Origin of the sequence: Nostoc edaphicum CCNP1411 (genome assembly GCF_014023275.1) — a bacterium.
Lineage (GTDB): Bacteria > Cyanobacteriota > Cyanobacteriia > Cyanobacteriales > Nostocaceae > Nostoc > Nostoc edaphicum_A.
This window is the reverse complement of the sequence record NZ_CP054698.1, coordinates 6,975,725-6,993,292: the sequence shown is the minus strand read 5'-3', so window position 1 is coordinate 6,993,292 and position 17,568 is coordinate 6,975,725. Positions and strand designations below refer to the sequence as shown.

At 41.2% G+C, this 17,568-nt stretch carries 4 protein-coding genes; all 4 read right to left on the bottom strand.

Annotated elements, in window-relative coordinates; genetic code table 11:
• Window positions 1-31 precede the first annotated feature (31 nt).
• The 4 genes from HUN01_RS32165 to HUN01_RS32150 are packed head-to-tail and all read right to left on the bottom strand — an operon-like array spanning window position 32 to window position 17,491.
• On the bottom strand, window positions 32-5,950 hold the full coding sequence (locus HUN01_RS32165) for a type I polyketide synthase (RefSeq protein WP_181929567.1): 5,919 nt from the start codon (window positions 5,948-5,950) through the stop codon (window positions 32-34).
• Window positions 5,943-10,616, bottom strand: coding sequence for a type I polyketide synthase (locus HUN01_RS32160; protein WP_181929566.1), 4,674 nt, complete (start codon window positions 10,614-10,616; stop codon window positions 5,943-5,945). The genes HUN01_RS32165 and HUN01_RS32160 overlap by 8 nt, the downstream gene beginning before the upstream one ends.
• Window positions 10,617-10,651: 35 nt before the next feature.
• On the bottom strand, window positions 10,652-10,852 hold the full coding sequence (locus HUN01_RS32155; RefSeq protein WP_181929565.1) for a hypothetical protein: 201 nt from the start codon (window positions 10,850-10,852) through the stop codon (window positions 10,652-10,654).
• 33 nt (window positions 10,853-10,885) lie between these two features.
• Complete coding sequence (locus HUN01_RS32150) at window positions 10,886-17,491, bottom strand: non-ribosomal peptide synthetase (protein WP_181929564.1); 6,606 nt, start codon at window positions 17,489-17,491, stop codon at window positions 10,886-10,888.
• Window positions 17,492-17,568: the final 77 nt, after the last annotated feature.

Here is a 17,568-nt window from a genome sequence, read left to right as displayed (position 1 = left end):
ATTTTATCCTGCAATGATTAACTTTTGTAATCTAGTTTGAAAATTGGACATCAAGAGTTTTGTTAATCTCCCTAGTTACACTTATTTCATTCCCAGATAATTGTTCTAACTCTTCTATGAGAATTTCTTCAATCACCAAAGCTAATTCATCGATAGTAGGAGCTTCAAAAAGAGAACGAACAGGTAGTTCTATTTGAAAAATTTTGCGAAGCTGAGAAATGAGTACAGTTCCCGTTAGAGAATCTCCCCCTAAAGCAAAAAAGCTGTCATGAATACCTACAGGTTCTATACCCAGTAACTCTTGAAAAACTTCAACTAGTTTCTGCTCGACATCATTACTAGGAGGAATGTATGCATTTTTTAAGTTCGGTCTAGAGTGACGAGAAGATAAAGTAACTTTTTGGGAAGGAGTTTTATCTTGTAAAGGCTTTAATTTAATCCATTGGTCAATTCTCGATTCTAAATTACCAGTTGAGACAACTATTTGATGATATTGACTCCACAAAAGAATCCTTTCGAGGGCATTAATACCTTCTAAAGGTTTGATGGCGAATTCAGTCAAACTTGTATTAGTCGAGATTGGTGGATTTCCTGCTTCAAATTGCCATGTGTCCCAGTTAATACTCATCCAAGGAACAGGATTTTTCTGATTATGTTGGTAAGCAAAAGTGTCCATTAAAAGACTTGTTGCTGAGTTGGTAACAGAGCCTAATCCCCCTAAAATAGAGGTTAATGAAGACATCAGTAGACAAAAGTCTAGGTTTTGAGGCTGCAAAACTTCTTCTAATACTAAGAGTCTTTGTATTTCTTGCTGAAGTTGCTGTTTGCACTGCGTTGGGTTTATCTCTGCAATATAAGTGAATAAATTCTCTACAGGTATCTTAGCTGTGTGGAATATCCCGTTGAGTTGGCCAAACTGTTCTTGTGTTTGAGCGATAAGCCAGAGGCTTGACGCTTCGCGTATCGCACTTTGCATTTGTGCTAAATTTACTACATCAGCGCTCTTGATTAAGACTTTTGCGCCCAGATTTTCCAGTTCTTGCACTTTCCGAATTTTGCGGCTGATGTTATCTTGCTCATCGTGAGTTGTCAGCCACTCTAACCAATCCGGTCGGTTGGGAAAATCTTCAGCTTCTAAAATCAGCAGTTTTGCCTGTACTGTCTTTGCTAGATGTTCGGCTACTACAAGTCCGATGTCTTCCAGTCCACCAGTAATTAAGTAGACTCCTTTTTCCTTTAATTTGGGTGTTGCGGGGACGTTTGCATCTAATTGGACAGACTCAAAGGTTTGCACCCAACGTTCCAAACCACGGTAAGCAATAACTGAGTCAGAGGAATTGGCTTGGAGTTCCGTCAATAGTTGTTCTACAAATTTTTCTTCTTGCCAACTTCCTAGTGAGGGAATAGCAACATCAATGCTACGACATTTAATATTTGAATATTCTTGTGGGATGACCTTAACAAGTGCAAGGAGTGTTGCTTTTTCTGGGCAGAGATTTTCAACTCCAGTTACAGCTTGCATATTGTTGGAGATAACTGCAATCTGTAGCTCATTTGTGAAATTCTGTTTTCCTAGCGCTTGTGTCAACAATAATAAACTTTGGAATCCTGGTGTTGTGTTAGAGTCTGCAAATTCTGACTGGGTTACACTCCACAGATGAATTATTCTTTGTGGTATTAAGTCTTGGGTGCGGAGTTCTTTGAGTAGGGTGTTGTAATCATCCTGTTGTTGGGGTGCTATTGTATATGCACGCTTGCCCAGATGTTCTCTTGAAGATTCATTCGTAGTGCCAAATTGTTTTTCAATTGTGACGGTAATTACCTCATGACCTTCAAGTTCGAGTCGCTTCACAATTTGAGCGCCCAATCCATACTCATCAACAAATACTAACCAGCGTTCAGTTTCTTTGACCTGACCTTTTGATTGTGGTGGTAGCGAACGTTTCCATGAAGGGATGTAGAACCAGTCAGCAACGTTGGACTTTTTGCCAAATGGAACTTCATGCGTCTTGTCTGCTTCAAGTAATGCTGTAAATGCTGCTGGTACTTCGCGCGTTGCTGACGAAGATGCCTGAGCGACAATTATGTGGTCTGTAAAAGGTGCGAATTCTGAGAAAGCTGTCACCTGCACAAAATCATGAGATTTGAGTTCTTGTTGCCACTGCTCTTTGGATAAAAAGGGATTGCACATATTGCGCTTGCTTTCTGCGTCTTCTATGGGATTCATCAGCAGCGCGTCAATGAACTCAAATTCCAAGCGGGGTTGAGTTGTTTCCCAAAAGAGAAGTAAACCTCCAGGAGCGAGTAAAGAGCGAATGCGATCGAGAGTTTCTCCAATATTTCGAGCGACGTGCAGCACTTGGAAAGCTACAATTACATCAAAGCTGTGGCTTGAGTATCCTTGTTCTTGTGGCGATCGCTCAAGGTCTAGCAATTGGTATTCAATAAATGGATAATCGCTAAATTTCTTCTTAGCTGCATTCAGAAAAAATCCTCCTACATCAGTGAAAGTATAGTTAGTTTTCTCTGATGGCAATATAGGTAATAACTCTGTCGTGCCAGTACCAGTTCCACCGCCAAGTTCCAAAATTCTCAGATTAACTTTTGGTGGTAGTGCTTTTAACACCTGTTCTAAGCATACCCGCATGATTGAGTTGTAGTAATTATTTTCAGCCAATTCTTGGACTGAAAATTCTCCTGACTTTAATAAGGTAGAAACATGAAACTCCAGTGGTTCTTTTTTCCCAGTCAGCAGAGCTACCATATTTTCGCCATACAGTTGCAGCAAATCTATTTGTTGCGGTGTGTCTGCCCATTTGGCTCTAACTTCTACCAAAAGCTCATTCACAAAGTCTGTTGATATTGGTAAGAAGTTAGTAAATAGCCCTTGTTCTTCATGCAACTGACCTTGCTCTACCAATATTTCCAGCCATCGATGGAACAGTTCTTTATAGGAACAAATAATCTGACATTGGTCAAGTAACTCGTCTAAAGAATACTTTTTAGTGGGATTGCTAAAAGCTTCTAAGTGTGTTGTTGTAAGATTAATATAAGCAATACATAAACTATCAAAATACTTCCTTTTTTCTTGAGAAATTTGCTCGTCAAATTCTAAAGCTCCTATACTAGCTTGGAGTTGACCGGCTTCTACTAAAGATTTCCAAAGCTCTGATGGTGTTAACTTGGGCTGGAAATTTCTTTGTGCAGGTAATAATTTTTGTGGTTCAATCCAATATCTTTGTCGCTCAAAGGGATATGTTGGTAAGGGAAGGCGATGTCGGCGCTCATGGGTATGAAATCCCGACCAATCTATCTTGATTCCTTCAAGCCATAGTTGTCCTAATGTGTTGAGGATAAAAGCAACGTCTGACTGTCGCTCATAAGCATAGCGCAGCGAGGATAATATTGTTTTATTTTCATCAGAAACATTATCTAAACATTGCATCGCCAAACTGCTTAATGCTTGTCCTGGCCCCACCTCTAATAAAATTGGACTATGTTGTGTCCACAACTGATTTACTCCATCAGCAAAGCGCACGGGTTGGCATAGATGCTGCGTCCAGTAACTTGGATTTGTGGCTTGCTCTGCTGTAATCCAAGTTCCGGTAACGTTAGATATATAAGGAATTTGCGGTGGTTTGAGACTGATAGTTTGCACCAATTCGGTGAAAGAGTCAGCGATCGCCTCCATCATGTGAGAATGAAAAGCATGAGAAGTCTGCAATTGCCGACAGGCTAACCCTTTACCACTCAATTCACGTGCCAATTCCTCTACAGCCTGTGTAGTTCCCGCAAGTACACATTGGAATGAGCCATTAACTGCTGATAAGGAAAGGTTTTCACTCAAGAAAGGTTGCACTTCTGACTCTGTCAAAGGAACTGCTAGCATTGCTCCCCCTGGCAACTCTTGAATCATTTGCGCTCTTTTGGCAACAAGAGTAATTGCATCTTCTAGAGACAATACTCCTGCTAGAGTTGCAGCCGTATATTCACCGATACTGTAACCAATCATTGCTACTGGACGAATGCCCCAGGATATCCATAATTGAGCTAAAGCATACTCAATGGCAAACAGTGCTGGCTGAGTGAGATAGGTCTGATTTAATTTTTGGGCAGTGGGATCTGGTGATTGAGTACCACGACCAAGCATTTGGCGTAAATCGATACCTGATTTTTCTTGTGTTGCTTCTTGCTTGGCGGAGGAAGCAGGATAAATAACTTCTTTGAGATTAAGACCTAACAGAGGTTCAAATAAAGAGCAACAGCGATCCAGGTGTTCGCGGAAAGTTGGTTCAAATTGGTATAATTCAGAACCCATATTTACATAATGAGTTCCCAAGCCAGTAAACATAAAGGCTACTGGGCGCTCATTCATGTCCTGAGTACTAGTGAGGACTCGTTTGGGATTTTGGAGAGCTGCGATCGCATCTTGAGTATCTTGACAAACAACTGTCCGCCGATGGCTCAAACCATGTCGCCCGACTTGCAATGTATAAGCGACATCTGTAAGGTTAATTTCTGGGTGCTGTTGCAGGTGATTAACCAAATTTGTAGTCGCCGTCTCCAAAGCAGAGTCAGTTTTAGCAGAAACTATCAGCAATTGATAGTTTCTCCCCTGCTCCCCTGCCCCTCTGCTCCCCTCCTCCCCTCCAGGGGCTTCTTCTAAAACAACATGAGCATTAGTCCCCCCAAGACCAAAAGAACTGACCCCAGCGCGGCGTGGTGTCCCGTTTGTTTGCCATGCAGATAGTTGGGTATTAACGTAAAAAGGGCTGTTGGCAAAGTCTATTTCAGGATTGGGTTCTTCAAAATACAAGCTGGGTGGTATTAGTTGATGCTTTAGAGCCAAAGCTGTTTTAATTAAGCCCGTCACCCCAGCTGCTGTATTCAAATGGCTAACATTAGGTTTGACGGAACCGATCGCACAAAAACCTTTCTTACTGGTTCCGGCACGAAACACTTTATCTAGCGCTCGAATTTCGATTGGGTCGCCCAAGGCTGTACCAGTGCCATGAGTTTCAATGTAGGTAATTGTATCAGGATCGAAAGAGGCGATCGCTTGAGCTTGGGCAATCACTTCTGCTTGACCGACGGCACTTGGTGCTGTGTAGCTGACTTTGACTGCACCATCGTTATTAATAGCTGAACCTTTAATCACTCCATAAATATAGTCGCCATCTGCTACGGCATCTTCTAATCTCTTCAAGACCACAATCCCCACGCCTCTACCAAAAGGGCCGCCTTGGGCCTTAGCATCAAAGGCACGAGTGTGAGCGTCAGCAGAAGCCATTCCTCCAGCTTGATAAAAGTAACCTTCTACTTGCGGAATTTGGATGGCAATGCCTCCGGCCAGTGCCATATCGCACTGATAGCTTAGTAATCCTCGACACGCCAGATGAACAGCTACTAAAGAAGTAGAACAAGCTGTGCCAACATTTACACTTGGCCCCTTCAAATTCAATTTGTAGGACACTCGTGTAGATATAAAGTCTTTATCATTGCCAAGGGTAATTTGCAGATTTAGCGATTTCAGCAGGTCTGGGTGTGAAGCAAGGTTGTTGAACAAGTAAGTACTTAAGTTTCCCCCAGCATATAAACCGGTTAAGTTGTTGTCTGCTTTTGGGTTATAACCAGCATTTTCCAATGCTTCCCAAGCACATTCTAAAAAAATTCGCTGCTGAGGATCGAGAAGTTCTGCTTCTCTAGGAGAAAAGCCAAAAAATGAAGCGTCAAACATCTCGATATCTTCTAGGACAAACCCAGCTTTCACATAATTGCGATCGCGTAAATAATCAGGTTCTACACCTGAAGCTAACAACTCTTCATCACTGAAGCATGAAATCGACTCGACACCATCACACAAGTTTTGCCAAAACTGAGCTACGTTTTTGGCCCCAGGAAACCGACCTGCCATGCCAATTATTGCTATGCCTTTTAACCGATTACTCATATACTCTCCTTCTTTGCTTCATCAGCTGAATTTCTTCGGCAATTGCCATATCTTGCTTCTTGGCACGTTCCTGGGCTAGTTCAAAAGCTGGTTGTTTATTATTTTGTCGGCTGAAATATTTTGATAAGGTACTAATGGTGGGATATTCAAATAATTCAGCTGTTGAAATATTACAATTGAAAGCTGCTTGTAGCCGACTCCGCACCTGCACCATTAGGAGGGAATCACCACCCAACTCGAAAAAGTTGTCGTAAACACCTACTTGTTCTGTCCCAATGAGTTCTTGCCAAATAACAGCAATCTTTTGCTCAATTTCATTTTGGGGAGCAACATAAGGATTTTGTAAATTAGGTCTGGGATGAAGTAATAAATTAGTTTTTTGGCTAACTGTTTTTTCCTCAAAAGAGGCTAAATCAACCCATTGATTAATTCTCGTTTGTAGTTCTCCGGTGGATACAACAATTTGATTGATGTAACTACAATTCAAAATTCTTTGAAAAGCTTCCATACCTTCATTTGGCTTAATTGCCAAATCTGCCAATCCAGTAGCAAGATGTGATTGATTTTGCTGACTTTCTTTTATGGTGTACCAACCATCCCAATTAATACTTGTCCACGCGATAGAACTGCTTTGGTTATATTGATGCACAAAGGCATCCATAAAATTATTAACCGCAGAGTAGGCAATAAATCCTAATCCTCCTAAAACTGAGGATAAAGAAGACATTAATAAACAAAAATCAATTTTTTGATTTTTTAAAACTTTTTCTAATACTAACAATCCGTATACTTTTGGTTGAAACTGCTGCTCACAGTCAATTTTACTAGTCTGTTCAATAAATGAAAATGATTTTCCTTCAGTTATGCCAGCAGCATGAATTACAGCATTTATTTGACCAAATCGTAACTCTGCTTGCACAAAGACTTCTTGCATTTGTTCAAAGTTAGCCACGTCAGCACTGATTGCCAAAACCTCAGATCCTAATATTTCTAATTCCTGCAATTTCTTAATCTTGCAGCTAATTGGATTATGTTCATCATGACTCTTTAACCATTTTGACCAATCGTCTTTGGGAGGAATTATTGAACGTCCTGTCAAGACTAGTTTAGCTTTGACGGTTTTTGCTAGATGTTCTGCTAAGATAAATCCAATTTCTCCAAGACCACCTGTGATGAGATAAACTCCTTTATCTCTTAATTGTGGTGTTTCTTTTTTAGATTTATTTAATTGGATAGGTTCAAAAGTCTGCACCCATCGATGATTACCACGGTAAGCAATAACTGAATCAGAAGTAGGAATGATGATTTCTTTCAGGAGAAAATTTGTTAGTTTTTCTTCTTGTGAACTTTCTTCTAAGGGAATAAAAATATCAATGTTTCGGCATCGAATATTTGAATACTCTTGTGGAATTACCTTGATTGCTCCGAGCAAAGTTGCCTTTTCAGGACACAGACTTTCTTCTCCGGTCACTGCTTGTAAATTATTAGAAATAACTGTAATTTGCAAGTTATTTGTGGTATCTATTTTACTTATAGCTTGAACTATAAATAGTAAACTATAAAACCCTTGCGATTGAATTTCTTCCCGCCATTCTAATTCTGAACCTGCATAATTATTTGACGCAACGCTCCACAGATGAACAATTTTTGTTGGGAGATTTTTTTGTGCGTACAGTTCGCGAAACAAAATATCGTAGTCACTGCTTTGTTGAGGATTGAGGCTGTATTGGTAATCACTCAACTTGGCGAACTTTGCACCTATTTTCACAAGAATTACATCTTGATTGTGTGTTTCTAGTTGTTTCACCAATTGAGAACTTAAGCTCAACTCGTTAATGAAAACTAAAGTGCTATATTTTTTTACTGTCAATTCTGACTTCTCTACAAGAGGTAGAGACTGTTTCCATAAAGGTAAATAAAACCAGTCTGTAATGTCTGGCTTTTTGCCAAATGATGCAGGTTTAAAACTCTTATCCTGTTTTTGTTTATAATCTTCTATCCAATAACGCTGTCGCTCGAAGGGATAGGTGGGTAAAGGAAGACGATAACGGCGTTCATTGGTATAAAATCCCGACCAATCTATCTGTACTCCGTATAACCAGAGTTTGCCTAGTGTATTCAGTAAAAATGTGACATCCGACTGTTTTTCTTTTGGATGCCGTAATGAACACAGTCCTACAATATCTGAATGCTTTTGAGCAAAAGTACATAAAGCGCGTCCCGGCCCCACTTCTAGGAGAATACGATTTGGCTCTTGCTGTAGCGCAGAAATGCCTGTTGCAAACTGCACCGTATGGCGTAAATGGCTTGCCCAGTAATTGGGATCTGTAGCTTGCTCTGCTGTGATCCAAATCCCTGTGACGTTAGAGACAAAAGGGATTTGAGGAGGATTTAGTTGGACTTTTTTAACTTCCTTGATGAATGGCTCAATAATGGGTTCCATCATCGCAGAATGAAAGGCGTGGGAAGTATGGAGACGGCGACACTCTATACCTAATGCTGTGAGTTTTTCATGAATTACATCTATAGCTTCATGGGTTCCGGAAACGACGCACAAAGAAGGAGCATTGCTGGCGGCTAAAGATAAATTTTCATTTAGTAAATTTTTAATCTCTGCTGCTGATTCCGAAACCGAAAGCATAGCACCAGATGTAAGTTGTTGCATCAGTTGCCCACGGGTAGCCACTAAAGCTAAAGCATCTTCCAGGGAAAATACACCAGCTAGACTTGCTGCAACATATTCGCCAATGCTATGACCAATCATTGCGCTGGGAGAAATTCCCCAAGACATCCACAACTTAGCTAAGGCATATTCAACCACAAATAATGCAGACTGGGTGATGGCAGTTTGTTGTAGTTTTTCGGCTGCGGCTTTTGACTCAGATTCGGTGGGATAAATAACTGAACGCAGATCCACCCCTAGATGAGGTTGCAGCAATTGACAACACAAATCGATCTGCTCTCTAAAAATCGGCTCAGTCTGGTAAAGTTCTTTACCCATATCCACATACTGAGCGCCCTGTCCGGGGAACATGAAAGCAATGGAGCGATACTCCTGCGGAGTCACTTCTCTACGAGAGGCTGCGCCAACGTGAACGCCATTTTCAACTAAGCGAGTCAAAACTCTTTGCGGATTTCTTAAGGCTTTGGTTGCATCCTCGATATCTTGGCACACCAGCACGCGACGATGATTAAATTCACCACGCCCCACTTGCAGGGTATAGGCAACATCCGCTAAGTTCACATCAGGATGTAGCTGGAGGTAATTAGCCAGATTTTCTGTTGCAGTTTCTAAAGCTGAGTCAGTTTTGGCAGAAAGTACTAACAACTGCCAGGGACGAGAAAGGCTAGACGGTTCCAGCACTGGTGCTTCTTCTAGAATGACATGAGCATTAGTCCCACCAATACCCAAGGAACTCACACCAGCACGACGAGGAACACCATTCGTTTTCCACTCTGTCAATTTTGTATTGACGTAAAAGGGACTATTTGCAAAATCAATCTGGGGATTGGGCTGCTCAAAATTCAAACTTGGTGGAATTAACTGATGTTTGAGAGCCAAAACAGTCTTAATCAGTCCTGTTACGCCGGCAGCTGTATCTAGATGACCGATATTTGTTTTAACTGAACCAATAGCACAGAAGCCTTTCTTCTCAGTGCTGTTACGAAAAACTTGGGAGAGTGCGGCAATTTCAATGGGATCGCCTAAAGGTGTGCCAGTACCATGCGCTTCAATATAGCTGATTGTCTCAGGCTCAACACCCGCCAGCATCATCGCTTCAGCAATAACTTCTGCTTGACCATCCACACTAGGCGCTGTATAACCAATTTTCAGCGAACCATCGTTATTGACTGCTGAACCTTTAATAACAGCATGAATGCAGTCACCATCAGCCAAGGCATCTTCTAATCGCTTCAAAACCACAATACCCACACCATTACCGATCGCAGTTCCCTGTGCTTTAGCATCAAAGGCGCGACAGTGACCGTCAGGTGATAAAATCCCCCCTTCTTCATACAAATAGCCTGTTTTTTGGGGAATGTGAATAGATACTCCACCTGCTAAAGCCATATCGCATTGGTAATTTAATAGACTTTGGCAAGCTAGAGAAATAGCTACTAAGGAAGTAGAACAAGCAGTTTGGACTGTCAGACTTGGGCCTGTGAGATTTAATTTATAAGAAACACGGGTAGCGAGGAAATCTTTATCGTTGCCGATTCCCTTTTGGAAGCTACTAGCCGAACCAGCACAATCGCTATTTAAGTTAAGTGATAAATAATTATTTGAACTAGAACCAGCATAAACTCCAACCCGATTTTCGCAACGTTGGGAGTCATAGCCAGCATTTTCTAATGCTTCCCATGCATTTTCCAAAAATAAACGATGCTGTGGGTCTGTAATTTCTGCTTCTTTATGGTTAAATCCGAAGAATGAAGTATCAAATAAATCTATATTTTCTAATATAGCAAGACGTTTCACATATTGAGAATTACTAAGTAATTCTGGATCAGTTCCAGAGGCGATTAATTCTGCATCTGTAAAAGTAGATATTGATTCTACTCCAGAGCGTAAATTCTCCCAAAATTCTTCAATATTATTAGCACCGGGGAAACTTCCCGACATCCCAATAATTGCGATCGCTTGTATTGAATTGGAACTATTCATTACTCTTACCTTTACCTCATTAATTACACATTTTTTTAGAGCAAATGGCTAGCCAATGCGACTCTACGCAACCAAGGAAATTCCAACAACAATCCCAAAAAGTTACCTATTATTAGATTTATCTCGCTTGCTACATATAAAACCATTTCAAAATTCCACTCATTGACTGTGGTGTGACCCACTGTTATCGTTTTTTCAAGGTTTTTGCCTGATACCTCAATAAATAACTCCCACATGGTAGTACCTCAAAATATTGGCAAAAACGACGGTTATCGATTTCGACGAGGTTTTTGAGCTTGCTTTTGCCGGTTTAAAGCCAATTTCTGTTTTTCAGAGCGATTATGAAGTTCTTCAAAAGAATGTTGCTCTTGTTGCTCTTGACTAAGATGTTTTGCCAACAAGCTGATAGTTGGGTATTGAAAAATTTCTACTACTGATAAGTCTCGATTTAACTTTTCTCGCAATTGAGAATGTACTTGACCCACTAATAACGAATGACCTCCCAAATCAAAGAAATTATCGTGAATCCCTACTCTTTCAACATGCAAAACATTTTGCCAAATAGTGGCAATCATTTGCTCTACTTCCGTTTCTGGTGGTGTATGGAGGGTATTTCTAGCTACCGAAACATCTAGTGAAGGCAAGGCGCGGCGGTTAAGTTTACCGTTAGGTAACAGGGGTAGAACATCCAGAAGCATGAAATTTGCAGGTATCATGTATTCTGGCAGCTTTTTACTCAAAAAATCGCGCAGTTGTGGTACTAACTCTAAGGCAAATTTTGCCTGTAAGGGATTGTTTGTATAATCTCGCCAAGGACGATGTTTTGCATTATGAGTAGTTTCAAACTGGGTTGTCCTAACTGCTGGCTCTCGTCTGAATATGACATCGTAACGACCATTATCTCCACAGCTTGACCAAGTAATATCGATGGAGTAAGGCAAATCTTTGCTTAATGCCCAAAAATCTTCCGGCTCAATTCCTTGACACTCACTGTTTTTGTCCAGGAATTGTCTCATATCTCCTACAGTTGCAGCCCCTCCAGGAGAAGTTAACCACTGCCAAATCTGCATATCTTTTGCAATTCTAGCATTCGGAATACGAGCAATACCTAAAATAGTAGGTGTAGTTTCTACAAGCATTTGGTGGACTGATGCCATTGTTAACTCTTGTTTTTCCCAGTCTAGCCAAGGGATATCTAACAGAGGCATTTCATCTCCAATATGGATAATCACATCGTAACGAAATTTATTCAGTTCGTTCTGATGATAACCACGTTCCAGAATAATTTCTACATGACTAATCTTAGGCAAGTGTTGTTTTAAGGCTGTGAAGAAAGCTGGATCAATAACTAACTGTTTCTCCTCAAATAATTGTTTTTTTGCCCGTTGTTGTAACTCTTCTTTTGAGAGAAAATCTGGCGATCGATGGAATTGGACAGATGTATGGAATACTTCTAATAAAGGTAAGCTCCGAATATCTCCCAGAAAGATAAAACCTCCTGGTGCTACTGCATTCACGGCGTTCTCTAACACTTGCAGTAGATAGTCGATACGAGGAAAATATTGCATTACAGAAACTATCAAAACAGCATCAAAACTGTTAGCCACTACACCCTCAAAGTTATTTGCACCTCTGTGGATGAGAGTCACTTCTGATGGTTTCTGCTCTAGCATTGTCATCTGATGCTTCAGATTCAGCAAAGCTTTCTCTGAGAGGTCTGTTGCACAATATTGCTGACAATGAGGAGCTATCCGAAATAACATTAGACCGCTACCACAACCAATTTCCAATACCTTGGTTGGTTGTAAAGACAAAATTCGCTCGACTGTTGGCTCTACCCAATCACGTACTTCTGCTTCTGGTATTGGTTGTCCTGTGTAACTACTGTTCCATCCTTTGATATCAAATTTTAATGCTTGTTCATCAGCAGTATCTTGATAAAGTTCGTCAAATACACCTTCCCACTGCGACACCTGCTGGCTGCTTAATTCCTTTCCTGAGATTAATTCTGCTGTAGTTTCTGGTTCGGAATTTTGTACCACATAAGCAACTAAGCGTTTGTTAGCAGGGTCATCTTCTTGAGCAAGAACTACAGCTTTCTCAACCGCTGGATGTTGGTTTAATACTGCCTCAATTTCTCCCAACTCAATCCGAAAACCTCGGATTTTTATTTGATAATCTTCCCGACCTAAAAATTCAATATTTCCATCCTCTAAGTACCGTGCTAAGTCTCCAGTTTTGTATAAGCGTGCGCCCGATTCCTGGCTAAATGGATGAGGAATAAATTTTTCGGCGGTCGATTCCGGGCGATTAAAGTAACCTCTAGCTAATCCGACTCCACCAATATAAACTTCGCCGGCAACTCCTATGGCTACAGGCTGTAGTTCTGGGTCTAATAGATATATTTGAGTATTGTTGAAAGGGCGACCAATTGGTACTTGTCGCTCCATCTGTAAATTAGTTGTAGTAGTTTCAAAATATGAGCTATCAATGGTGGCTTCGCTAACACCGTAGGAGTTAATTAATCTGGTTGCATGACCACAAAAACGCTTGACTTGATGATATCCATTAACATACCAGCTATCAGAACCGATAATTAGCGTTCGCATAAAGTCAACAGATTGTTGAGTTTCTTCCAAATACTGAACTAAGTTCATCAGTACTGCTGGCACAAACTCAGCACAGTTGACTCGTTCGGAACACATCAATGCATAAAGTCGATCTGGCTGCAATAGAAATTCCCGTGGACAAAGTACTAGTTTGCCACCGGAACATAAAGCCCGAACGAAGTCTCCAGTGAAAACATCAAAGGAAAAACTTGCCATTTGCAAATGACTTGTAGCTACAGAGCGAAGTGAGTAGACATCTTCCCAAGCAAGATAGGCATTCACTAAACTGCCATGAGTAACCATCACTCCCTTGGGAATCCCTGTAGAACCGGAAGTGTAGATTGCATAAGCTAGGTTTTGAGGAGTTGTTTGATGGAGTAGATTTTCGTTGCTCTGTTGGGAAATATTCTCCCAGTTGGAGTCTAGACAAACAACCTTGGCTTGGTGTTCTGGGAGATTTTTCAGTAGCCACTTCTGGGTTACTAAAACTGACACTTGCATATTTTTCAACATGAATGCCAACCGCTCATGGGAGTAGACGGGATCTAGAGGCACATAAGCACCTCCCGCTTTGAGGACGCCCAAGACTGCTACCACCATTTCCACAGAGCGTTCCATGTAGATACCAACCATAACTTCTGGCCCTACACCCAGTCTTTGTAAATGATGTGCTAGCTGATTAGCACGTTGATTTAACTCCTGATATTTCAATTGGTTTTGAGCAAAGACTACTGCAACTTCATGCGGTGTTTGCTCTACCTGTGCTTCAAAAAGCTGATGAATACACTGTTTTATTTTGAATTTGGGATTTTGAATTTGGGATTTATTTTGATTAAATTCTATAAGAAGTTGATGTTGTTCTTTTTTTGTCAATAGTGACAAGTCGGAAAGTTTAGTTTGAGGATTTGCCACAATCCCTGAGAGCAAGTTTTGAAAATGTTCGAGCATTCGAGCAATGGTAGTGGCATCAAATAAATCAGTGTTGTATTCAAATGACACCATCAGCCCTTGCCCAACCTCCACAGATAGACTCAAATCAAATTGTGCCGTTTCATTTTCTACTTTTAATTGACTGACAACTAAATCGGGCATTTCTGGTAGAGGTGGAGCATTCCGGAAATCGAACATCACCTGAAATAGAGGGGTGTGACTGACGTTTCGTTCTGGATTCAATGCTTCTACTAGTTGGTCAAAGGTTAAATCTTGGTGTTTATATGCTTCTAAAGCCACGCTTCGCACACGACCAAGTAAATTTTGAAATGTAGGATTACCAGAAAGGTCAGTACGTAACACCAAAGTATTGACGAAAAAGCCAATTAGCCCTTTTAATTCATCACTGTTACGGTTAGCAATTGGTGAGCCGACTGGAATATCGTTTTGTCCTGTGTAGCGATAGAGGAAAGTCTGGAATGCTGCCAGTAGCAACATAAATAAAGTTACACCCTCTTGACGAGCGATCGCTTTGAGTTGGTCTAGCAGAGTTTTGGGCAACTCAATAGATTGTTGAGCGCCGTGTGAGGTTTGCACCGCCGGTCTTGGTCGGTCAGTAGGTAGTTTTAATGCTGCTGGTATACCCTCAAGTTGTTGCTTCCAATAAGAGAGTTGGGTTTCCAGAACTTCCCCTTCTAACCATTGTCGCTGCCAGTGTGCAAAGTCTTTGTATTGAATAGAAATTTCCGCTAAAGGTGAAGCACTTCTGGTTAAGAATGCTTGGTAAAGTAATGCAATCTCTTGTAAAAAGACTTCAGTAGACCAGCCATCAGAGATGATGTGGTGCATCTCCAGCAAAAGAATATACTCTTGCTGTGCTAGGCGCAAAATTTTAGCACGTAATAATGGCCCGTGCGTTAGGTCAAAAGGTCGTTGACTTTCTTGAGTCAATAATTTTTGAACTGCAACATTGCTCTGTAATTCTATATTTATTACTGATAAAGATAATTTTAGGGAAGAAGCAATAATTTGTACTGGCTGTCCGTTGACTGTTGTAAATGTGGTTCTTAAAGTCTCATGTCGCCGGATAATCTCATTCAGACTTTGTTCTAGTAAATTAATGTCAAGCTGACCTTTGAGATTAACAGCTAAGGAAATATTGTAAGCTGGGTTGCCTGGTTCTAATCGGTCAAGGAACCATAGTCGCTGCTGGGCAAAAGATAGGGGATATACATCAGCTGGCTGAACTTGGCTAAGAGACTTTGAAGGGATGAAAGCTTCTGCTGTGAATTGAGCCAGTATTTTGGTGATGAGCGATCGCATACTCATTCCTTCAAAGAAGTCTGCTACGGATACTTCTACCTCTAAATCAACCTCAATCCGATTTTTCAACTCAAATACTTTTAAAGAATCAAGTCCCAGAGTGCTTAATGGTTCTTGTGGATTAATATCATCTGTTGCAATTGAAAGTACTCCCGCCAAAAGTTCAATCAAATATGATTCTAAAATCGGTTGACACTCCCTTAGGGAAAGCACCAAAAGTTCAGAACGTTGTAATTGAGTTTTGTTTCTGGCAATATCACTAATCTTGAGAATGTCACTTTCAACTACATTCAGTTCACCATTTTGAAACTGAGCGCGAGTTGCACGACGTTGAATCTTACCACTGGAAGTTTTGGGTATACTACCTGGTTTAATTAAAACCACTGCATAAACTTGTACCTCATGTTCTTCAGTAATAGCTTGCCGAATTGCCCTAGCTACTTCTGCTAAATCTGGCTTGGCGCGAAACTCTAATTCTTGTACAACTACGAGCCTTTCTTCGTTGTTAACCTCTAGTGTAAATGCTGCATTCGCACCAGCACGTAAGGATGGATGGCTGCCTTGGGCGGTTAATTCTATATCTTGCGGGTAAAGGTTGCGACCGCGAATAATAATTAAATCTTTTGCTCTACCTGTAATAAAAAGCTCTCCATTCTCCAAAAAGCCTAAGTCACCAGTCCGTAAAAACGGCCCTTCTTTTGTGTCTTTCAGATAGGCGTGGAATGTTTGCTCTGTTTCTTCTGTTCGATTCCAGTAACCCTGACCAACACTTAGTCCAGATACCCAGATTTCGCCAACTTCATCTGATGAACAGCGAGTTAATCTTTCAGGGTTAACGATGACAATTTGCTGTTGAGGAATAGTTTCACCGCAACTGACAAAGCTTTGGATATCTTGACTCTGGGCGGTTGCTTCAATTATCTGGTTCTGTGAAAGTGCCGATTTCTCTACAGTTTTGACTTGAGCTAAGGCTGTTTTGCTCCCACCAGAAACTATTAAAGTTGCTTCCGCCATACCGTAACAGGGGTAGAATGCTTGCTGATGAAAGCCACACTCTGCAAAAGTGGTTGCAAATTGCTCAAGAGTTTCTTGTCGGACTGGTTCAGCACCGTTAAACGCAACACTCCAACTACTCAAGTCGAGAGTTTCTTTTTGTTCTTGAGTAATCCTTTGAACACACAGTTCATAAGCAAAGTTGGGACCACCGCTCGTTGTGCCTTTGTAGCGGGAAATCGACTGTAACCAGCGGTAAGGTCGTTGCAGAAAAGATGTTGGCGACATTAAGATGCAACTAAACCCGCCATATAAAGGTTGCAGAATCCCACCAATCAACCCCATATCATGGTAAGCAGGTAGCCAGGATACAAACTTACTGCTAGGCGAATGTTCCATCATTTGGTAGGTTACGGCAGCATTATGCAGCAGATTGCCATGACTGAGCATGACTCCCTTTGGCGTGCCTGTAGAACCCGATGTGTATTGCAGAAAGGCTAGTGTATCCCCATTAATTGCAGGTTGTTGCCAAGAATCTTCTATACCCGGTGCGATGTTGTCAGTTGTCAGCCAGTGAAAATTTCCCTGTTTTGTTTGTGGTGTGAGTATTGATTGTAATGTGGGGAGCATTGCTGTTGTGGTGAGAGCAACACTTGCCTGTGCATCTATGCTAATAGCTTGTATTCTGGGCGTTTTACGTTGATTACGAGGCGGATAAGCTGGAACTGCCACGACTCCAGCGTATAGACAACCAAAAAATGCTATTAGGTAATCCAGTCCAGGAGGATACAGTAATATGGCACGTTCCCCACTCAAACCAAGAGCTTGGAGTTGAGTTGCTACAGCCCGACTGCGGCGATCCAATTCATGGTAAGTCAGTGTTAATTCCTGATTCTCTCCATCTTCAAGAAAAGTAAAGGCTTGTGTCTGCGGCATGTTGCAGCTGCGATCGCGCAGAATATCAACGATAGTCGCACACTGAGAGGGAATTTGTTGAAAGCTATTGAGAACTTGAATCATTATTACGCCTTAGTTGATCAGATGCAGGCAAACATATAGTGGCAAAATTAATCTCACACTCACTCCTGGCTGAACAA

Excerpts from the sequence above, each read along its gene's own strand:
- HUN01_RS32165 (WP_181929567.1), bottom strand. The coding sequence starts at position 5,950 with ATGAGTAATCGGTTAAAAGGCATAGCAATAATTGGCATGGCAGGTCGG.
- HUN01_RS32160 (WP_181929566.1), bottom strand. The coding sequence starts at position 10,616 with ATGAATAGTTCCAATTCAATACAAGCGATCGCAATTATTGGGATGTCG.
- HUN01_RS32155 (WP_181929565.1), bottom strand. The coding sequence starts at position 10,852 with ATGTGGGAGTTATTTATTGAGGTATCAGGCAAAAACCTTGAAAAAACG.
- HUN01_RS32150 (WP_181929564.1), bottom strand. The coding sequence starts at position 17,491 with ATGATTCAAGTTCTCAATAGCTTTCAACAAATTCCCTCTCAGTGTGCG.